The organism is Pannonibacter indicus (assembly GCF_001418225.1).
Taxonomy (GTDB): domain Bacteria; phylum Pseudomonadota; class Alphaproteobacteria; order Rhizobiales; family Stappiaceae; genus Pannonibacter; species Pannonibacter indicus.
In genome coordinates this window covers 12,231-31,613 of record NZ_LIPT01000022.1, presented here as the reverse complement: position 1 = coordinate 31,613, position 19,383 = coordinate 12,231, and the positions used below count along the sequence as shown (strand labels likewise).

At 64.7% G+C, this 19,383-nt stretch carries 14 protein-coding genes and 1 pseudogene; 10 read left to right on the top strand and 5 right to left on the bottom strand.

The window, feature by feature from the left end; translation table 11 throughout:
- Nucleotides 1–9 precede the first annotated feature (9 nt).
- A pseudogene (locus tag ASC48_RS18435) lies at nucleotides 10–279 on the bottom strand (transposase); the annotation flags it as partial.
- A gap of 165 nt (nucleotides 280–444) precedes the next feature.
- Between ASC48_RS18435 and ASC48_RS18430 the strand changes: the two are divergent.
- The 3 genes from ASC48_RS18430 to ASC48_RS18420 all read left to right on the top strand — a co-directional run bounded on the left by ASC48_RS18430 (nucleotide 445) and on the right by ASC48_RS18420 (nucleotide 3,758).
- Nucleotides 445–1,233 (top strand): putative hydro-lyase, encoded by a 789-nt coding sequence (locus tag ASC48_RS18430; protein WP_055457145.1) that lies wholly within the window; start codon nucleotides 445–447, stop codon nucleotides 1,231–1,233.
- Nucleotides 1,234–1,302: 69 nt separating this feature from the next.
- Entirely contained in the window at nucleotides 1,303–2,262 is a 960-nt protein-coding gene (locus tag ASC48_RS18425) for a LysR family transcriptional regulator (RefSeq protein ID WP_055457144.1), read from the top strand.
- A gap of 74 nt (nucleotides 2,263–2,336) precedes the next feature.
- Nucleotides 2,337–3,758: an amidase gene (locus tag ASC48_RS18420; RefSeq protein WP_141659019.1), complete on the top strand. Its 1,422-nt coding sequence runs from the start codon at nucleotides 2,337–2,339 to the stop codon at nucleotides 3,756–3,758.
- Nucleotides 3,759–3,778: 20 nt separating this feature from the next.
- Here the strand turns inward: ASC48_RS18420 and ASC48_RS18415 are convergent, their stop codons facing one another.
- Entirely contained in the window at nucleotides 3,779–4,591 is an 813-nt protein-coding gene (locus ASC48_RS18415) for an IclR family transcriptional regulator (RefSeq protein WP_055457143.1), read from the bottom strand.
- 137 nt (nucleotides 4,592–4,728) lie between these two features.
- On the opposite strand from ASC48_RS18415, the gene ASC48_RS18410 reads away from it, so the two are divergent.
- The 7 genes from ASC48_RS18410 (at nucleotide 4,729) to ASC48_RS18380 (ending at nucleotide 14,095) form a co-directional block, all read left to right on the top strand.
- Nucleotides 4,729–6,261, top strand: a complete 1,533-nt coding sequence (locus tag ASC48_RS18410) for a M81 family metallopeptidase (protein ID WP_055457142.1) — start codon at nucleotides 4,729–4,731, stop codon at nucleotides 6,259–6,261.
- Nucleotides 6,262–6,516: 255 nt separating this feature from the next.
- Nucleotides 6,517–8,028, top strand: coding sequence for an ABC transporter substrate-binding protein (locus ASC48_RS18405; RefSeq protein WP_244270109.1), 1,512 nt, complete (start codon nucleotides 6,517–6,519; stop codon nucleotides 8,026–8,028).
- Between the two features lie 125 nt (nucleotides 8,029–8,153).
- Nucleotides 8,154–9,095, top strand: coding sequence for an ABC transporter permease (locus ASC48_RS18400; protein ID WP_055457141.1), 942 nt, complete (start codon nucleotides 8,154–8,156; stop codon nucleotides 9,093–9,095).
- Nucleotides 9,095–9,982, top strand: coding sequence for an ABC transporter permease (locus tag ASC48_RS18395; RefSeq protein ID WP_055457140.1), 888 nt, complete (start codon nucleotides 9,095–9,097; stop codon nucleotides 9,980–9,982). The genes ASC48_RS18400 and ASC48_RS18395 overlap by 1 nt, the downstream gene beginning before the upstream one ends.
- A gap of 4 nt (nucleotides 9,983–9,986) precedes the next feature.
- Nucleotides 9,987–11,657 (top strand): ABC transporter ATP-binding protein, encoded by a 1,671-nt coding sequence (locus tag ASC48_RS18390; RefSeq protein WP_055457139.1) that lies wholly within the window; start codon nucleotides 9,987–9,989, stop codon nucleotides 11,655–11,657.
- A 91-nt stretch (nucleotides 11,658–11,748) separates the two neighbouring features.
- Nucleotides 11,749–12,909 carry a M20 aminoacylase family protein gene (locus ASC48_RS18385; protein ID WP_055457138.1) on the top strand — a complete coding sequence of 387 codons (1,161 nt, stop codon included), beginning with the start codon at nucleotides 11,749–11,751 and terminating at the stop codon, nucleotides 12,907–12,909.
- 55 nt (nucleotides 12,910–12,964) lie between these two features.
- Nucleotides 12,965–14,095 carry a M20/M25/M40 family metallo-hydrolase gene (locus ASC48_RS18380; RefSeq protein ID WP_055457137.1) on the top strand — a complete coding sequence of 377 codons (1,131 nt, stop codon included), beginning with the start codon at nucleotides 12,965–12,967 and terminating at the stop codon, nucleotides 14,093–14,095.
- Nucleotides 14,096–14,123: 28 nt separating this feature from the next.
- On the opposite strand, the gene ASC48_RS18375 is transcribed toward ASC48_RS18380, so the two are convergent.
- The 3 genes from ASC48_RS18375 to ASC48_RS18365 are packed head-to-tail and all read right to left on the bottom strand — an operon-like array spanning nucleotide 14,124 to nucleotide 19,069.
- Complete coding sequence (locus ASC48_RS18375; RefSeq protein ID WP_055457136.1) at nucleotides 14,124–14,846, bottom strand: hypothetical protein; 723 nt, start codon at nucleotides 14,844–14,846, stop codon at nucleotides 14,124–14,126.
- 39 nt (nucleotides 14,847–14,885) lie between these two features.
- Nucleotides 14,886–16,847: an adenylate/guanylate cyclase domain-containing protein gene (locus ASC48_RS18370; RefSeq protein WP_082440191.1), complete on the bottom strand. Its 1,962-nt coding sequence runs from the start codon at nucleotides 16,845–16,847 to the stop codon at nucleotides 14,886–14,888.
- On the bottom strand, nucleotides 16,844–19,069 hold the full coding sequence (locus ASC48_RS18365) for a caspase family protein (protein WP_082440190.1): 2,226 nt from the start codon (nucleotides 19,067–19,069) through the stop codon (nucleotides 16,844–16,846). The genes ASC48_RS18370 and ASC48_RS18365 overlap by 4 nt, the downstream gene beginning before the upstream one ends.
- Nucleotides 19,070–19,383 lie beyond the last annotated feature (314 nt).

The following is a 19,383-nucleotide window of genomic DNA, read 5'->3' as shown; positions in this document are numbered from 1 at the left end:
TCAGAAGTTTCCCCGCGCAGCCTCCGTCAGGATCAGCTTGTCCAGCGTCAGATCCGCCACCGCCTTGCGAAGCCGTTCGTTCTCCTTCTGGAGATCCTTCAACTGCCGAAGCTGGTCACGGCTCATGCCGCCATATTGCTTACGCCACCGGTAGAACGTCAGCTCGGAAACGCCGATCTGGCGAACGGCATCCGCCATCGCCATGCCTTGGCCGCGCAAAACCTCAACCTGCCGAAGCTTCGTGACGATCTCGTCGGGCTTGTGTCGCTTGTTTGCCATTGTGGTCCTCCTTCAGGGTCAAAACCATACTTCAAGGTGGACCCGTTCAATGGGGGTGGATCAATGATTGCCGGCACTCAGATGCAGGACCGCAAGGTCCTTGCGCTCGGCCTTTCCATCGAGGCGGCGCTTGCCGCCATCACCGCCTAACCGATAGATACCCGCATGACCGCAACCAGCCTTCTCACCAGCCCCTTCGATGTCCGGCAGGCCGCCCGCACGGGTGCCTTGTGCGGGCCGACTGCCAATCTGGCACCGGGCTTCATTCAGGCCAATCTCGCTATCCTGCCGCAGGATCTGGCCTATGACTTCCTCTTGTTCTGCCAGCGCAATCCGAAGCCTTGCCCGCTGGTCGGCGTGTCGGAAACCGGCGATCCGATGATCCCGGCCCTTGGCCGCAATCTCGACATCCGCACCGACCTGCCGCGCTACCGCGTCTGGCAGAAGGGGGAGCTGGTGGCCGAGCCGCAGAGCGTTGAGGACTGGTGGCGCGATGATCTGGTGTCCTTCCTGATCGGTTGCTCCTTCTCGTTCGAAGAGGCGCTTCTGGCGGCTGGCATCGGCATCCGCCATATCGAGGAAGGCTGCAACGTGCCGATGTTCCGCACCAGCATCGAGACGGTTCCCGCCGGGCGCTTCTCCGGCCCCGTGGTTGTCTCCATGCGGCCGATGAGCCCGAAGGACGCGGTGCGGGCGGTGGAAATCACCTCACGCCTGCCTGCAGCCCATGGCTCCCCGATCCATATCGGCGATCCGGCACAGATCGGCATTGCCGATCTCTCCCGTCCCGACTACGGCGATGCGGTGAGCGTGCGGGCAGGCGAGGTGCCGGTGTTCTGGGCCTGCGGGGTGACGCCGCAGGCGGCGATTGCCCGTGTGAAGCCGGAGTTCTGCATCACCCATGCGCCGGGCCACATGCTGGTGACCGACATTCCCAACGCCTCGCTGATGTGAGGCTGGCCTTTGCGGCGCCCGTCATGCCATCCTGAGGGCTGCTTCGGCAGCACATGAGGGCAGGGCGCAATGCAGCTTCAGGCGATCATCTATTTCAACGAACTGGTGCGCTGCCGGTCCATCCGGCAGGCCGCCCAGAACCTGGGTGTGACGCCAACCGCGATCAGCCGCCAGCTCGACAATCTCGAATATCATTTCGGCGTCCAGCTGGTGGAGCGCGGCGCGCGCGGCATCGAGCTGACGGCGGCGGGCGAAGTGGTGGCGGCCCGGCTGAAGACCGCGATCCGCGCCTTCGATCAGGCCAATCAGGCGATTGATGACCTGCGCGGCTTGCGCCGGGGCGAGGTCAGCGTGCACGTGAATGGCGCCACCGGCGGCGCCATTCTGGCGGCAGCGCTGGCAGCCTTCTCGAAGGAATTCCCGGCGATCCGCGTCACCGTGCAGGAGACCTCAGCACGCGAGGCCATGAGCGCGATCGTGCGCGGTGATACGGACATGGCACTGACCCTGTTCTCGCCGGACGATCCGCGTGTGACGGCGCGTGTCCGTGTGCCGGTGCGCCATGCGGCCATTCTTGCGCCCGATCATCCGGCCGCGGTTCTGAAAAGCCTTGATCTGGATGTGCTCACCACCCATGCGCTGGCCGTGCCGGATACATCCTACAGTGCCCGCGCGGCGCTTGAGGCACGGCTGCGGGCCGCAGGGCATGATCCGCTTTCCGTCAGTTTCACCACGGCTTCGCTGACTGTGCAGAAGGAACTTGCCCGGCTGGGGGCTGCGATCCTGATTCTGCCGGAGATTGCGGTGATCCGCGATCTGGAACTCGGCAGCCTGGTTGCCCGCCCGCTCGCCGCAGATGCTGCCATCGACACGGCACTTCAGCTCAGCCTTTCGCCGGAACGCCAGCTCAGTTTCGCCGCCAGCCGCTTTGCAGCGTCGCTGGAACGGCTGCTGCGCGCAAGGTTCGGCTCTTCTCCGGACTCCAGTGCAACGGTTTACGCAACACGGAGCACTCAAGTTCTTCGTTGAGTGTGCGCTGCAAAGTCGTGCAGCCTGAGGCCATGACATGCGGAAGACGGCATGTGAGCGCACAGGAGGCAGGCATGGCGATGGTGGATGCGGACGAGCGGGTGCGCCCGGAAGACGAGGTTCTCTCCCTTCCGGCCCGCAGCGTGCTCTCGGCCTTCAAGGCGGGCAGTCTCTCGCCGGCCGAATATATGGCGGCGCTAATCGCAAGAATTGAAGATCGTGAGCCAAGGGTTTGCGCTCTTTATGATTTCCGTCCCGATGAAGCGATGAAGGCGGCGCGGGCATCCGAAGCCCGCTGGGTCCGGGGCGCGCCCATCGGCCCGCTGGATGGCATGCCCGTCAGCATCAAGGACAACCTCGCCATGAAGGGCGATCCGGTGACGACTGGCACCGCTGCTGCCGACATGACGCCCGCAGCCGAAGACGCGCCGCTGACGGCGCGCCTGCGCGAAGATGGTGCGATCTTCTACGCCAAGACCACGTGCCCTGACTTCGGCATGCTGAGTTCCGGCCTCTCCAGCCTGCACCGCCTTGCCCGTAACCCCTGGGATCTGACGCAGAACCCCGGCGGCTCCAGCGCGGGCGCGGCAGCGGCAGGGGCGGCAGGCTATGGCCCGCTGCATATCGGCACCGACATCGGCGGCTCCATCCGCCTGCCGGCCGGCTGGACCGGGCTCATCGGCTACAAGCCGTCTCAGGGCCGTGTGCCCGTCTATCCCTATTATCCGGGACGCTGCGCCGGGCCGATGACGCCAACGGTAGATGACACGCTGCTGCTGATGGCCTCGATCAGCCGCCCGGACTGGCGCGATGCCACGTCGCTGCCACCGGAAAATCTGGACTGGAACGTGCCGCCCGCTTCCGTGCGCGGCATGAAGATCGGGCTCGTGCTGGATGCAGGCTGCGGCCTGCCGGTGGATGGGGAGATCCGCACCGCCGTGCTCGCCGCCGCCCACCGTTTCGAGGATGCGGGGGCTGAGATCATCCCGGTGCAGGGTATCCTGACCCGGCAGATGCTGGACGGGCTGGATGACTTCTGGCGCGCGCGCTTCTGGGCGCTGATGGAAACCTATACGCCGGAGCGCCGGGCAAAGATCCTGCCCTTCATTCTGGACTGGGCGGCAGGCGCCAAGGACCTGCCCGCCACACGGGTAGCAACCGGCTTTGACCAGATGCTGGCGATCCGGCAAGCCACGGCGCAGGTGTTTCAGGGGCTTGATCTCATCATCTCGCCGGTCAACCCGGTGGTCAGCTTCCCGGCGGAATGGGCCGGGCCGACCAACGATCCCTCGCTGCCTTTCGAACATATTGCCTTCACCGTGCCCTGGAACATGGGCGACAATCCGGCCTGTTCGATCAACTGCGGCTTCTCGGTTTCGGGCATGCCCATCGGCCTGCAGATCATCGGTCCGCGCTTTGCTGATCTCAGGGTTCTGTCCGTTGCCCGCGTCTTTGAAAGCTGGACCGGGGGCATCAGCTCCTGGCCGAAACCGTGAGGGCAGGGGTGGCCGGAACCTCAGCCCCGGCTGATGGTCTGCGCCGCCTGGATCACCAGCGGCGCAACCTGACGGGCAAAGTCCTCCGGCTCCCATTCGGCGAGAGAGCCCGCCACGTGGATGGCGGCCACCGGGCGCCCGGAGGCGCCAAGAATGGCCGCGCCGATAGCGATTTCGCCGGTCAGGATCTGCTCCAGCGCCAGCGCATAGCCGTTGCGCCGGGTTTCGGCCACGCGCTCCATCAGGACCGCCGGATCGGTGATCGTCTGCGGCGTCACCGGCACGCGGTTGGAGCGGGCAATCAGCTCCTCGCACTCGGCTTCGGGCAGGCGGGCGAGAATGGCCCAGCCGCCGGAGGTGCAGAACAGCGGCACGCTGTGGCCGACCATGGTCGAGGACAGGATCTCCCGCTTGCTCTGCAGGCGGCTGGCATAAACGAGGCGCAAGCCGTCCCACAGGCTGAGATCGACACGCTCGCGCACCTGCCGCCGCAGTTCCAGCAAGACGGGCGTTGCCTTGACCACCACGGGGTTGAGCCGCAGGAAATCCAGCGAATGATCAAGGATGCGCAGGCCCGGCACATAGCCGGTGTCGTCGGGGTCACGGGTGACGTAGCCCAGATGCCTCAGCGTGAACACCAGCCGCTGCACGGCGCTGCGGGTAAGGCCGGTCTGATCCGCAAGGTCCTGCAGCGACATCGGCTTTTCGCTCTGATGGAATGCGGACAGCACCTGCATGGCCCGGCCAACCGACTGGATGAACAGCGGATCTTCCCATGTCTCATCCTGGCGGACTGGCGGGCCGAAGATCGAACGCAAAAATTTTGGGCTCATGAGGCACCGGATTGCATGTGTTTTGACATTGACCTCAGTGGTTAACTGGGTCAGCATAATCAATACAAGTGTATTGCACAGCGATATAGCTAGGCAAGCCGTGAAATTTCCTGATTGGGTGCAAGGAGAGACGACGGATGACAAGGCGTGTGGCAGTTGCCGGTTTCCTGCACGAAACCAATACCTTCGCTCCCTCCCGTGCGACGCTGGCTCACTTCGCCGAAGGCGGCGGGCACATGCCGATTTCACGGGGCCAGGAAATTCTTGACCGCTGCCCCGGCATCAACATCGGCGTTGCCGGAGCGGTGGATTACGCCCGTGAGGCCGGGTGGGAGCTGGTGCCGCTGCTGTGGACCGTGGCCATTCCATCTGCCCATGTCGAGAAAGCCGCTTTCGAGGCCATCCTCGGTGAGTTGTGCGAGCGGCTTGCCGCCGCCGGGCCGCTCGACGGGCTCTATATCGATCTTCATGGCGCCATGGTCTGCGAGCATCTGGATGACGGGGAAGGGGAGATCCTCGCCCGCCTGCGCAAGGTGGCCGGCCCGGATCTGCCCATCGCTGCGAGCCTTGACCTGCACGGCAATGTCACTGCCCGCATGGTGGAGGAGAGTGACATTCTCGTCGCCTACCGAACCTATCCGCATGTGGACATGGCCGAAACCGGCCGGCGCACGGCGGTGCAGCTTGACCGGCTGATGCAATCGGGCAAGCGCCTTGCCAAGGCCTTCCGCCAGCTGCCTTTCCTCATTCCCATCCCCTGGCAATGCACCGGACTGGAGCCGGCCAGAAGCCTCTATGCCCGCGTGGCTGATCTGGAAGGCGGGACAGTCACCAGCACATCCTTTCTGACCGGCTTTCCGGCTGCCGACTTTGAGGATTGCGCCCCCTCCGTCATCACCTATGCGGAAGACCAGGCTGCGGCCGATGCGGCGGCGGATGCGCTGGTGGCGGATATTCTGGCGGCAGAGCCTGCGTTCCAGGGCAGGGCCTATGAGCCGGAGGAAGCCATTGCCGAAGCACTGCGGATTGCAGTCTCCGCTTCCCGGCCCGTCGTCATTGCAGATACGCAGGACAATCCCGGCGCGGGCGGGGATTCCAACACCGCCGGAATGCTGGCGGCGCTGGTGCGCGCAGGTGTTTCGCGCGCCGCGCTCGGCCTGATGGTCGATCCGGAGGCCGCAGAAGCTGCGCATGCGGCAGGCGAGGGGGCGGAGGTGACGCTGACCCTCGGCGGGCGCTCCGGTGTCGCGGGCGATGCCCCCTTCACCGGCACCTTCAAGGTGGAGCGCCTGTCAGACGGCAGCTTCATGGCCGCTGGCCCGTTCTTCGGCCACACACACATGGATCTGGGTCTTTCGGCCTGTGTCTCCATCGGCGGCGTGCGTGTGGTGCTGGCCAGCCGCAAGGTGCAGATGGCGGACCTCGCCATGTACCGTTTCGTTGGCATTGAACCGACGCAGGAATCCATTCTCGTCAACAAGAGTTCGGTGCATTTCCGTGCCGATTTCGAGCCGGTGGCCGAGACCATTCTCGTCGCCCGCTCGCCGGGGCCGATGGCACTTTACGCCAGCGATCTGCCCTTCCGCAACCTGAAGCCTGGCATCCGGCTGACGCCCTGCGGACCTGCCTTCATGGCCAATGAAACAGCTGCAACGACAGCAAACATCTAAAGTGAAATGAAGTTCGCTCCACAGGCTTGCGGGAGCGGATGGGAGGAGAAGCAGAGCAGATCACAACCGGCCGGAAAACAGGCCGGGCATGAACGAAGCATCATCACAACCAACCAGACGGGGTTCACGAACATGCTGAGTGTTGAAACTGGGGCCGCAAGCAGATTGAAGGCTGAGAGCCGGCCGTGCCGCCTGACGGGCCTTGGCCGTCTTGCTGCCGGTCTTGTTGCCGGAACGCTGCTGGCCGGCAGCGCCATGGCGCAGGAAAAGGTGATCACCGCCGTGATGCATTCCGGCCTGCGTGTCACCGATCCGGTCATTACCACCGCCCATATCGTGCGCAATCATGCCTATATGATCTACGATGTGCTCATCGCCGTAGACGAGAACTTCACGCCCAGGCCGCAGATGGCGGACTGGACCATCTCCGATGACAAGCTGACCTACACCTTCACCTTGCGCGACGGACTGAAATTCCACGATGGCGCCCCGGTGACGGCGGAAGATGCGGTGGCCTCGCTGAAGCGCTGGGGCCAGAAGGATTCCGGCGGCCAGCTCATCTTCGACGTGACCGACAGCCTGACGGCAGCCGATGACAAGACGCTCGTCTGGCAGCTGAAGGAGCCCTATGCACCGCTGATCGAGACTCTGGCGAAGATGTCGGCCCTGCCGCCCTTCATCATGCCGGCCAGTGTTGCGGCCACTCCGGTATCGGAATCCATCAAAAGCTTCATCGGCTCCGGCCCGTTCCGCTTCGTGGAATCCGAGTTCCAGCCCGGCGTCAGCGTCACTTACGAGAAGTTCGCCGATTATGTGCCGCGCGACGAGCCGTCCAGCTGGATGGCTGGCGGTAAGAAAGTCTACGTGGACAAGGTGAAATGGGTCACCATGCCCGATGCCCAGACGGCGGTGAATGCGCTGTCCTCCGGCGAAATCGACTATATGGAGCAGGTGCCGGTCGACCTTCTGCCTCTGCTTGAGGGGAATGAGGATGTGGTGTCGGAGCTGCGCGATCCGCTCGGTTACCAGACCATGGGCCGCATGAACTTCCTTTATCCGCCCTTCGATAATGTGAAGGTGCGCAAGGCGGCCATGATGGCGATCAGTCAGGAGCAGGTGCTGGCGACGCTGATCGGCAATCCGGATTACTACAAGATCTGTGGTGCGCTGTTCGGCTGCGGCACGCCGCTGGCCGACGAAACCGGGGCGGAAAGCCTCATCAGCGGCGGCAACATCGAAGAGGCGAAAAAGCTTCTGGCCGAGTCCGGTTATGACGGCACGCCCGTGGTGCTGATGCAGCCGACCGACGTGCCGGCCATTTCCGCCCAGCCTGTGGTGGCAGCTCAGGCACTGCGCGATGCGGGCTTCACCGTCGATCTGCAGCCGATGGACTGGCAGACCCTGGTTACCCGCCGCGCCAGCCAGTCCAAGCCGTCCGAAGGCGGCTGGAACCTGTTCTTCACCAACTGGGCCGTGCCGGAAATCGCCTCGCCGCTGATCAACCCCATGCTCAATGGCCGCGGAAGCGCTGCCTGGTTCGGCTGGCCGACGGACGAAAAGCTCGAAGCCTTGCGCAAGGAGTTCATCGCGGCCGGTTCCGCAGAAGAGCAGGTGGAAGTGGCCAAGAAGATCCAGGCTCATGCCATGGACGTGGTGAACTACATCCCGCTCGGCCAGTACCTCACCCCGCAGGGGCGCTCGGTCAAGCTGGTGGACATGATCCCCTCGCCGGTTCCGGTGTTCTGGAACATGAAGAAGGAAGACTGATCCTCCCGCCGTCTGAACGGCTGCCGGGACCGCCCATCGCGGCCCCGGTGCAACGGGAGCGGCGGGCCTGCCTTGAAAAGGGCAGGGCCTCCGCCGCTCACACCGCCTGAAGGGAGCATCCGCCGATGATCGGTTACATCTTCCGGCGCATCCTGGCCGTCATTCCGGTCGTGCTGTGTGTCGCCATCTTTGTTTTTCTGCTGCTGCGCCTGACGCCGGGCGATCCGGCAGCCATCCTGGCCGGTGATGCGGCAACGCCCGAGCAGCTGGAGAAGATCCGCACCTCGCTTGGCCTCAACGAACCGCTGCTGACCCAGTTCATCACCTGGGCCGGGCACCTTGCGGAGGGTGATCTCGGTATTTCGCTCATTTCCAATGTTCCGGTGACCGATCTCATCGCACAGCGAATCTGGCCGACGATCAACATCGCCGTCATGACCATCATTCTGGCCGTGCTCATCGCCGTGCCCATGGGTGTGCTGGCCGCCTGGCGGCACCGCACCTGGACGGATTATGCGGTGATGGCCTTTTCGGTGCTGGGCTTCTCCATCCCGGTTTTCGTCATCGGCTATCTCTTCATCCAGGTCTTTTCCCTGCAGCTGCGCTGGCTGCCGGTGCAGGGCTATACGGCGCCCTCGCAGGACTTCGGCAAGTTCCTCACCCGTGCCATCCTGCCCTGCCTGACGCTGGCGACGATCTACATCGCCCTCATCGCCCGCATGACGCGGGCCAGCATGCTGGAGGTGCTGGGCGAGGATTACATCCGCACCGCGCGGGCCAAGGGGCTGAAGGAAAAGGCGGTGCTGTTCCGCCACGCCCTGCGCAATGCCTCGGTGCCGATCCTGACCATCATCGGCACCGGCTTTGCGCTGCTCATCTCCGGCGTGGTGGTGACGGAAAGCGTCTTCAACATCCCCGGCATCGGCCGGCTCACTGTCGATGCGATCCTTGCCCGTGACTATCCGGTCATCCAGGCGATGATCCTGCTGACAAGTGCCATCTACGTCTTCATCAACCTGATGATCGACGTTGCCTACAGCCTTCTTGACCCGAGGATCCGGTATTGATGTCAGCTTCTTCCGACCCCGTATCCCGGCTGCAGCCGGTCCTGCGCCTGTTGTCCTTTCCGGTGAGGGTGCGCAAGCTTGGTGGCGGGCCGATGGTTGCGGCCATTGTGCTGGCCATCATCGCCATCGCAGTGCTGCTGGCACCGCTCTACATTCCCCATGATCCGATGGCGCTCAATGCGCTGAACCGGCTCAAAGGCCCTTCGGAGAGCAACCTGCTGGGCACCGATGCCTATGGCCGGGATCTCTTCTCCCGCGTCATGATGGGCGGGCGCGTGTCGCTGTTCATCGGCGTTGGGGCGGCGGTAACGAGCGTGCTCATCGGCCTTGCCATTGGCCTAGTCTCCGGCTTCTTCCGGCTGGCGGACGCGATCATCATGCGGATCATGGACAGCCTGATGGCCATTCCGTCGATCCTGCTGGCGATTGCGCTGGTTGCCCTCAACGGCCCGAGCCTGTGGTCGGTGATTGCCGCCATCACCATCCCGGAAATCCCTCGCGTGGTGCGGCTGGTGCGCTCCGTGGTGCTGTCCGTGCGCGAGGAGCCCTATGTGGAGGCGGCGGTGGCGCTGGGGTCTTCCATGCCGAAGATCCTCTGGCAGCATCTGATGCCCAACACGCTGGCGCCACTGACCGTGCAGGCCACCTATATCTGCGCCTCGGCCATCCTGACGGAAGCGATCCTCTCCTTCCTTGGCGCGGGCGTCAGCACGGAAATTCCCACCTGGGGCAACATCATGGCGGAGGGGCGGATGCATTTCCAGCTCAAGCCCTCGCTGATCTTCTGGCCGGGGCTGATGCTGTCCCTGTGCATCCTGTCCATCAACCTGCTTGGCGACACGGCCCGTGATCTGCTCGATCCACGCCTGCGCAAGAGGGAGGGCTGAGTCTGTGATCTTCAAGTCCAGATCCTTCGATGGCGCTCCGGCGGTTCTCACCATCGACAACCTCACCGTCCGCATTCCGACAGCTGCGCCGGACTTCCGTCCGATCCTCGACCGTGTGTCCCTGACCATCCGGGCGGGCGAAACGGTCTGCCTTGTGGGGGAAAGCGGCTCGGGCAAATCCGTCACGTCGCTTGCCACCATGGGGCTTCTGCCGAAGAACGCGCTGGAGGTGACGGGCGGGCGCATCCTGCTTGGCGAAACCGACCTTCTGAAACTCTCGCCGCAGCAGATGCGCGGCATGCGCGCCCGTAATCTCTCCATGGTTTTCCAGGAGCCGATGACCGCGCTCAACCCGGTAATGCGGGTGGGCCAGCAGATCGGGGAAGTGCTCGACACCCACACGAAGCTGCCGGCCGGTGAAAAGCGCAAGCGCGTGCTTGCCATCATGGAACAGGTGCATCTGCCGGATGTGGAGCGGATCTACCGGTCCTACCCGCACCAGCTCTCCGGCGGCCAGCGCCAGCGCATCATGATTGCCATGGCGCTGATCCTGGAGCCGCAACTTCTCATCGCCGACGAGCCGACCACGGCGCTGGATGTGACCACCCAGAAGCAGATCCTGTCGCTGATCGCGGAACTGCAGGAAAAACATGGCACGGCCGTTCTCTTCATTACTCATGACATGGGGGTGGTGGCGGAGATCGCCGACACGGTGCAGGTGATGAAGCATGGGGAGATGGTGGAGAATGCGCCCGTCGCCGAGCTTCTGCGCAATCCTCAGAACGACTACACCCGCCGCCTGCTGAAGGCCGTGCCCAGTCTGACACCGCGCCCGCCGCGGGCTGCGGTGGAGGACAAGCCGCCGGCGCTGGAGGTCTCGAACCTTGCCAAGGTCTATGGCACCTCCGGCTGGCTGCTCAACCGGGAGCCTACCCTGGCGGCGCAGGATGTGGCCTTCTCCATCGCGCCGGGCCGCACCCTCGGCATTGTCGGGGAAAGCGGCTCGGGCAAGTCCACCGTGGCGCGCTGCGTCATGCGGCTGATTGATCCCTCCGGCGGCGGCATCAAGGTGGCCGGGCTTGAGATCGCCAGCATGCCGCGCGCAAAGCTGCGCCCGCACCGCAAGCACATCCAGATCGTGTTTCAGGACCCGTTCCGCTCGCTCAATCCGCGCTGGACGGTAGGGCGCTCGCTGATCGAGGGGCCGCTGAACCTCGGTCAGAACAAGGACGCGGCCATGGCCCGCGCCCGCGAGCTGATGGCGCTTGTCGGCCTGCCTGCGGACGCGGTGGAGCGTTATCCGCATCAGTTCTCCGGCGGTCAGCGCCAGCGCATCGCCATCGCCCGGGCCATCGCCATGGAGCCGGATGTTCTGGTGGCCGATGAAGCTGTCTCGGCGCTGGATGTGTCGGTGCAGGATCAGGTGCTGAAGCTTCTGGAGGATCTGCAGGCCAAGCTCGGCATCGCCATCCTGTTCATCACCCATGACCTGCGTGTGGCGGCGCAGATCTGTGATGATGTGCTGGTGATGCAAAAAGGCAGGGTGGTGGAGCATGGGCCTGCGGGCGAGGTGCTGGCCCATCCGAAACATCCCTACACCCGTTCCCTCATCAAGGCGGCACCTGGCCGCAACTGGGACTTTGCCAACTTCCGTGAGCTGACGCTGGCCTCCTGAGGCATTGGCGCCAGCAGCAGCCGGGGCACCCGCAGCCGCCCCGGCTGCTTCTTCCCTTTCCGTTTCATTTCATCTGTCAGAGGACTGACCCATGCCCGTCATCGAGAAAATCGCCGGTTATGCCAAGGAGCTGACGGCGCTGCGCCATGACTTCCACGCCCACCCGGAAATCGGCTTCGAGGAGCAACGCACGTCCGGCATTGTCGCCAGCCTGCTGGAGGAGTGGGGCCTTGAGGTGCACCGGGGCATCGGCCAGACCGGCGTCGTCGGCGTGCTGAAAGGGGCAAAGGGGGAGGGCCGGACCATTGGCCTGCGCGCCGACATGGATGCCCTGCCCATGGACGAGCACACAAATCTGCCGTTCCGCTCCACCCATCCGGGCAAGTTCCACGGCTGCGGTCATGATGGCCACACCACCATGCTGCTGGGTGCGGCGCGCTATCTCTCCGAGACGCGGGATTTTGCCGGAACCGTGGTCTTCATCTTCCAGCCGGCCGAAGAGGGGCTGGGCGGTGCAAGGGCCATGCTGGCGGACGGTTTGTTCGACCGGTTCCCTTGCGATGAAGTCTATGGCATGCACAACAACCCGCTGGCCCAGCCGAACCGGGTGGCCGTGCGCCCCGGCGTTGCCATGGCCGGTTCCACCTTCTTCGACATCACCATTCAGGGGCGCGGCAGCCACGGCGCGGCACCGCATCACGCTAAGGACCCGATCATCGTCGCCACCTCGCTGGTGCAGAACCTGCAGAGCATCGTCAGCCGCAATGTGGAGCCGGTGCAGCCGGCGGTGCTGTCGGTGACGCAGATCCACTCCGGCACGGCCTATAACGTCATTCCCGATCACGCGGTCATCTCTGGCACGATCCGTTATTTCGACGATGGCGTGCGCGATCTCATTCATGAGCGGATCGAGACCTTCTGCGCCGGTTATTCCACCAGCTTCGGCGTCACCATCACGCCGGAACTGCGGCCCGTGTTCTCGGTGCTGCGCAACGATCCGTCCCTGAGCGCGGCCTATCTGGAAGCGGCAGCGGAAATCGTCGGCGGCGATCTCGTCACCGATCAGGTGGATCTGGTGCCGGCGAGCGAGGATTTCGCCGACATGCTGCTGGCCGTGCCGGGGGCTTACTGCACCGTCGGCCACAGCGGCGGCGTGCCGGTGCACAATCCTGGCTTCGTGCTGGATGACGCCATCCTGCCGGTCGGCGCCAGCATCTATGCCCGCATTGCCGAACGGCGGCTGGCGGCCTGATCTGGCGGCCTGATCTCAACTTCATCCCTTCACGCAGAACCGCCGGGAGCAGGCCATGCGCTTCACGGACTTACCTTTCGACAGCAATGAAATGATCAAGGGCCTGCGCCCCTGGGTGGAATGCGAAAGCCCCACCCATGACGCAGCAGCGCTCAACCGGATGATGGATCTTGCCGCCTATGAGCTGGCAGCGCTTGGTGCGGATATCGAGCGCATTCCGGGGCGGATGGGCTTTGGCGGCTCGCTGCGCGCCCGCCTGCCGCATCCGGACAAGGGCAAGCCCGGCATTCTCGTCAGCGGCCATATGGATACGGTGCATCCCGTCGGCACGCTGGAAAAACTGCCGTTCCGCATTGAGGGCAATCGTGCTTACGGGCCGGGCATTCAGGATATGAAGGGCGGCAATTACGTGGCTGTTGAGGCGCTGCGCCAGATCATCCGCGCCGGGCTCACCACGCCGCTGCCGGTGACGGTGCTCTTCACCCCCGATGAGGAAGTGGGCACGCCTTCAACGCGTGATCTCATCGAGATGGAGGCCCTGCGCAGCCGCTATGTGCTGGTGCCGGAACCGGCGCGGGAGGATGGCGGCTGCGTCACGGGCCGTTACGCCATTGCCCGCTTCAATCTGCGCACTATTGGCCGCCCCAGCCATGCGGGCTGGGCGCTGAAGGACGGTCGCTCGGCGATTGCCGCCATGGCCCGCAAGGTGCTGGAAATCGAGGCGATGACGGGCGAGGACTGCACCTTCAGCGTCGGCATCGTCCGGGGCGGGGAGTGGGTCAACTGCGTCTCGTCCCTGTGCGAGGGGCAGGTTCTGTCCATGGCCAAGCGGCAGGCGGACCTTGATGCGGGCGTGGAGCGGATGCTGGCGCTGAATGATGACAGCGGCGAGGTGATCATCGAGGTGACACGCGGCGTCACCCGTCCCGTGTGGGAGCCGGATGCAGGCACGCTGGCGCTTTATGAAATCGGCAGGGAACTGGCAGCAGAAGTGGGCTTCGAGATGAGCCATGCCAGTGCGGGCGGCGGGTCGGATGGCAACTTCACCGGCGCTCTTGGCATCCCGACGCTGGATTCCATCGGCGTGCGCGGCGCCGGGCTGCATACGCTCAACGAGCATATCCTGATCGACAGCCTCGCCGAGCGTGCCAAGCTCTGCGCCGGCCTGTTCCTGCGGCTGTCCTGAGAGCGGCAAGGTCGGGCAAGCCCTTGCCTCACTCCAGCGGCTTTCCCTCATGGATGCGGGAGATGAGTGCGGAGGCCTGGCGGGTGCAGCCGCTGTCGAGCAGCCAGCCGAGCACGGCACCGGGATAGGCATCTTCCAGATCCTGCGGCAGCACCTTGAGGCCGAACTTGCGCAAGCTGGAGCCTGCCGAAAGTGCCAGCGCGCCTTCGGTCACGGGGAATGTGGCAGGGGCGGTGAATGTGTGGCTGCCCGCCGGCCAGTTGAGGTCTGACGCCTTGCCTGCCTCATTGCGCAGGGTAACGGTCAGGGCCTCTGCCGCGTCCCGCCGCCAGAACGTCAGTTCATCCTTGCGGGTGCAGCGTTCGCCGGAGCTGTCGATGCTGACGAGCCAGATGCCCGGCTGCTCCGGCAGGCTGCTGTCCGTCTTGCGCGAGGCGCCGAGCACTTCCGATGTCTGGCCGCCAGCGCCAAGGAACTTGCGCACCGCGTCCCAGCCGCTGAAGGGGCGCTCCACCGGCGGGGCGGCATCCAGCTTGCCGTCGAAGGGGCCGTCGATCCGTTTCATTTCACCGGACTGGAAAAGAACGGTGATCTTTGCGCCATCAGGCAGTTTCAGGCTGGAGCCCTCGGCAAGACGGTCACCCGGCTGCAGGCTGGCGGGGCCGCTGGCGGCAACCACAATCATGTCGGCCAGCGCTGGCGCTGCGGTTGCTCCGCTCAACAGGGCCGCGATCATCATCTGCCGGAACATGCCGAACCTCATCCTGCTCTCTATCCAACCGGGCGCAGGTTATTTGCCGCCCAGAACGATCTGTGTACCCGTTTCACCTTGCCCGAGGCGCGCCAGATGCAGGCGCGAGGGGCCATCATCACCGCGCAGGCGCAGCACCGTTTCAAATCCCTGCCGCGCCGCTTCAGCATCGCCTTGCTTCAAGCACCGGAAGGCTGCCGTATAGGGTGCCATCCAGTCCGACCTCGCTTCTGCATCACTCAGAGGCTCGACGCAGGGCAGAGGTTCCGCGCGGCCCTTCACCACCAGATCGCCGATGGGCCTGTATATCATGCCCGGCGCGTGGGCAGCGGCAGCGGCACTGACGCAGATGCGCGTGCCCAGATATTTGTTGGCGCCCTCCAGCCGGGCGGCGGTGTTCACCGTGTCACCGATGCTTGTATAATCGAAAAACCGGCTACCGCCAAAATTACCGACCACAGCCTCACCCCGGTGCAGGCCGATGCGGGTGACACCGAGCGGAATGCCCTCCGCCGCCATCTCCTTGCGGAAGCCCTCGCAGAAGGCATCCACCGCCAGCGCCAGTTTCACGGCCTTCAGGCTCTGCTCCGGGTCTTCCTCCGGTGCGCCGAAGAAGCCGACCACCGCATCGCCGATCAGCTTGTCGATGGTGGCGCCGTGGCTGACGAAAAGGTCGCACATGCGGTCCAGATAGCGGTTGAGGATCGCGGCCACCTGATCCGCCGTCAGCTGCTCCGACAGGGTGGTGAAGCCTTCCAGATCCGTGAACACATAGGTGACCGTGCGCTTTTCCCCGCCAAGGGCGAGGCTGAGCCGCCCCGAAGTCAGCCGCTGCACCACCTGCGGACTGACATAGCGGGAGAAGGCGGTGTTGAGAAACGCCCGCTCCGACCGGTCGATGCGCCAGCGGAACAGGGCAAGCAGCAGCGCGGCGGCAATCGCGGCGGCTGGCGGGGTGAGCACCGGCAGCTGCAGGATCTGCAAGCGCAACAGCAGCGCAGACACGGCAAGACAGGCAAATGCGGCAAGGCCGAGCACGAGGAAGAAGCGGCCCGGCTTCTGCGTCAGGGTGAAGCCGGTGACGGTGGCGGCCGCCGCAAGAGCAGCCAGTATGAGGCCGGTTTCCAGCGGCAGGGCAGGCAGGCTGCGGCCTTCCAGCACCTGCGCCAGAATATGGGCGTGGATGGCGATGCCCGGCACCGTGCCGCCTTCGGTGCCGGCAAGGGACACCATCGGCGCCGGATGCTGGTCGAGATGCGGCAGGTCCGTGCCGATCAGCACATATTTTCCGGCAAGCCACTCATCCGGCAGCATAGTGGCAGTATGTGCCGGATATTGCGGAAAGGCGGTGAGGCCGGGGCCTTGCGGCGCCTGATAGAGAATGCGCCCGCGCGGCGGCGGCGTTCCGGCTGCTTCGGTGGCCAGTGCTGCCGTGAAGGTCGTGATGGGCGCGCCGTCCCGGTCCTGCGGAAAGGGCAGATGCCGCACGATGCCATCTGAATCATCGCGCTGCAGAACGATGGAGCCATGGCCGCGCCCGCTGACCGAATTTCCGAGATAAAGCCGCTGCTGCGGCGTCAGGTCGTTGAGGTCGCTGGCAACAGCCAGGATCACCGGGCTTGACGCTTCATCGATGGCGGCGAGCAGATCGGCATCCTTCACCGGGTCGCTTGGGCCGTCGAACAGAATGTCGATGCCGATGGCCTTGGGGCCGGCGGCGCTGATGCGGCGGATCAGGGCCGCGAGAAAGCCCCGGTCGATGGGCGAGCGGTAGGGAAAGGCGGCCAGCGTTTCCTCGGTGATGGTGAGGATGGCGATATCCTCGCGCCGCTCCGCTGCCGTGCCGCCACCGGCAAACAGGATCACATCGCCAAGGCGCGGCTCCAGCCTTGTGGCGGCGGGCAACACCATGAGCAGTGCAAGACAGGCAGCCAGAACCGGCGCCAGCCTGCGCTGCAATGGGCCCGCAAGCGCGGGTTTGCTGGCGCGGCCCATGGTCATCTGGGCGCGTCGAAGCGGCGCACGTCCGAGCGGGTGCCGTCCCTGTAGGTCAGTTGCACGGTGATATAGGACGTGCTGCGCGGCACCTGCAGATAGACATCCGATCCCGGCCCGGAGCGGGGCACGGCATGGGGATTGTCCGGGTCACAGGGGCCGGTGTCGAAGGCCGTGTCCGGTTCGTCCTTGTTGATGCCGTAGCGCACGCCGGACAGCGCGCAGCGGTAGCTGATCAGATGGGTGAAATAGGCCAGCTGCTCCCGCCCGCCGCCGAAGGAGATCCAGCTGTTCCAGAAGCGCTCCAGAATGTCCTTCTGCCCGGCAATCAGCGCCGTGTCCGGATCGAAATGCAGCGTATAGGGCCCCTGCGTTTCGCCGCGCAGATTGGTATATTGCACCTCGATCTCCATGGCAGCCGCCGAGCCCGGCAGCTCGAAGCCGGGATAGGGCAGGGGCTGGCCGGTGGCCGGGTCCATCGCCCCGCTCATGACGCCGGTGGAGCGGAACTCCCCGCCCGGCAGGCGCACGAAGATTTCCCGCGCCTTGTCGGCAATGGAGAGCGTCATCAGCCAGCCCTGATTGCTGCGGGTGGCGGACAGCTGCAGAGGATTGGCCATGGCCGCATCGCTCATGGCCGAAAGCGCGGCAAGGCGGCTGCGGGCATCTTCCAGCCAGCTTGCAGCCATCTGCTGGTCGATGAAATAGCGCAGCACCTTGCCTTGATCTGCCGCTTCAACGAAGCGGGTCAGCAGTTCCTTTTCCCTCGCCTTGTCGGCAAGCGATTGCTGCCCGAGGCGGCTTTGTGAATAGTCGAGGCTGAGTTCATAGAGCGCCGGGCCGAAGTCCGGATAGGCCTCGATGAAGCTGCCCAGCCGGCGCACCCGTTCGTCCCGTTCCTCCAGCAGGATCGCAGCAAACAGCGTTGCCGGATCGCGGCGCCCGGCAGAGAGCGAACGGTAGACCTCCCGCGCTCCGGCGCGCCCCTCCTGCACCTTCAGCACCGCCTGAAAGCGCAGGTGCGGATCGATCTGCGGTTCGCCGAAGGCGAAATATTTCAGATAGTCCTGCCTTGCGCCCGGATAGTCGCCCTTGAATTCGCGCAGGCGGGCGTTGGCGTAGAATTCATGCGGGCGCTGCGGATTTTCCACCAGCAGCGAGCGGCTTTGCAGGGCGGCGAAAAGCTGCTCGATCTGCCCGGTGTCCGCCGCAGGCAGGCTGGCAAGGCGCATGCGGGCCAGCTCGGCAAAGGCACCAGCGGGAAAGCGCTCCAGATAGGCTTCATAATCAGCAGCGGTGCGGCTGTCCTTCACCCCGTTCCAGAACACCAGTTCCTGCTGCAGCGCCTCGGCGGTGGCCGCAGGCGCAGGAGTAGCGCCCGCTGCATCCGCGCTGTCTGCGGTGGGCATCAGGATGATGTCGGTGGTGAGCGAAGAGTGGTCCCACGGCACCTGTGCCCCGTCTGTTGCCGTCACCACATCCTGCCGCACGCGCTTGAACACGGTTTCGATGCTGGCGCCGGGCACCAGCAGCTCCCGGGCAATCGCCGCCGAATAGGGGCTGTTGAGCCCCTGGCCATCTGCTGCCGTGCTGCCGGGAGCCGTTGCAAAGGAAATGAAACTGCCGCGCGGCGTGCCTGTCAGCAGCGTCAGCCCGCCCGCGCTGCCGCCTGCAGAGCGGGTCAGCGCCGTGTTGCGGCAGGCATCGAGGATGATGATGTTCGGCCCGTCATGGGCCTCTTCCACCGCCGCCAGCACCCAGTCCACCGGCAGCGCCTCGAACTCCGCATCCACTTCCTCGCGCAGGTCCGCGCCGAGCGGGGCCAGATAATTTCGCCCGCCGGCGGCAAAGCCGTGGCCGGAGTAATAGACCGCAGCCAGCGTGCCGGAGGGCGCGGCCTTGAGCTTTGCCGTGAAGTCGCGCACCGCCGCCTTCATGGCACGCAGATCCGCATCCATCACCAGCGTCACCTCAAAGCCTGCGGCCTTGAGGCTGCCGGAAATCAGCGCCGCATCATTGGCCGGGTTTTTCAGGACGGGCAGGGCAGGGCTGTCATAGGCGGCATTGCCGATCACCAGCGCGAGGCGGCTGGCCGTGTCTTGCGCACGTGCCGGAGCCACCGCACCCAGCAGCATGAGGCAGAGAACCAGAACGGCCATCATCATCGCAGGCACCAGTCTGGCGGGCTCTGCCATCGTCTTCCGCGACCCGCTGTCAGCTTGTCTCATCGTCTGTCCTGCCCGGAATGATGCCCGAAATGGCGCCCGTGTTGCTGCCTTCTGGATAATCCGCCGGGAGCAGCAAAGGCAACCTGCGGGCAATGATCTTACAGCAACCTGTCTTGCAAGGTGTGCTGCCTGTCACGGACTGCCGCCCTCATGCTCCGCCTTGCATGGATTCAGCTGGTTCCCGGTAGAGGTCAGATGGCGTCAGGTTTTTGTGCCGTCTAAGAAAGCAATCGAAGATACGCAAAGCCATCAATCCTGCTTATCCCTGTGATCAGTCCTGGTTACATACGGATGAAAACGCTGATTAAATTTGC

Excerpts from the sequence above, each read along its gene's own strand:
- ASC48_RS18430 (WP_055457145.1), top strand. The coding sequence starts at position 445 with ATGACCGCAACCAGCCTTCTCACCAGCCCCTTCGATGTCCGGCAGGCC.
- ASC48_RS18425 (WP_055457144.1), top strand. The coding sequence starts at position 1,303 with ATGCAGCTTCAGGCGATCATCTATTTCAACGAACTGGTGCGCTGCCGG.
- ASC48_RS18420 (WP_141659019.1), top strand. The coding sequence starts at position 2,337 with ATGGCGATGGTGGATGCGGACGAGCGGGTGCGCCCGGAAGACGAGGTT.
- ASC48_RS18415 (WP_055457143.1), bottom strand. The coding sequence starts at position 4,591 with ATGAGCCCAAAATTTTTGCGTTCGATCTTCGGCCCGCCAGTCCGCCAG.
- ASC48_RS18410 (WP_055457142.1), top strand. The coding sequence starts at position 4,729 with ATGACAAGGCGTGTGGCAGTTGCCGGTTTCCTGCACGAAACCAATACC.
- ASC48_RS18405 (WP_244270109.1), top strand. The coding sequence starts at position 6,517 with ATGGCGCAGGAAAAGGTGATCACCGCCGTGATGCATTCCGGCCTGCGT.
- ASC48_RS18400 (WP_055457141.1), top strand. The coding sequence starts at position 8,154 with ATGATCGGTTACATCTTCCGGCGCATCCTGGCCGTCATTCCGGTCGTG.
- ASC48_RS18395 (WP_055457140.1), top strand. The coding sequence starts at position 9,095 with ATGTCAGCTTCTTCCGACCCCGTATCCCGGCTGCAGCCGGTCCTGCGC.
- ASC48_RS18385 (WP_055457138.1), top strand. The coding sequence starts at position 11,749 with ATGCCCGTCATCGAGAAAATCGCCGGTTATGCCAAGGAGCTGACGGCG.
- ASC48_RS18380 (WP_055457137.1), top strand. The coding sequence starts at position 12,965 with ATGCGCTTCACGGACTTACCTTTCGACAGCAATGAAATGATCAAGGGC.
- ASC48_RS18375 (WP_055457136.1), bottom strand. The coding sequence starts at position 14,846 with ATGTTCCGGCAGATGATGATCGCGGCCCTGTTGAGCGGAGCAACCGCA.
- ASC48_RS18370 (WP_082440191.1), bottom strand. The coding sequence starts at position 16,847 with ATGACCATGGGCCGCGCCAGCAAACCCGCGCTTGCGGGCCCATTGCAG.
- ASC48_RS18365 (WP_082440190.1), bottom strand. The coding sequence starts at position 19,069 with ATGAGACAAGCTGACAGCGGGTCGCGGAAGACGATGGCAGAGCCCGCC.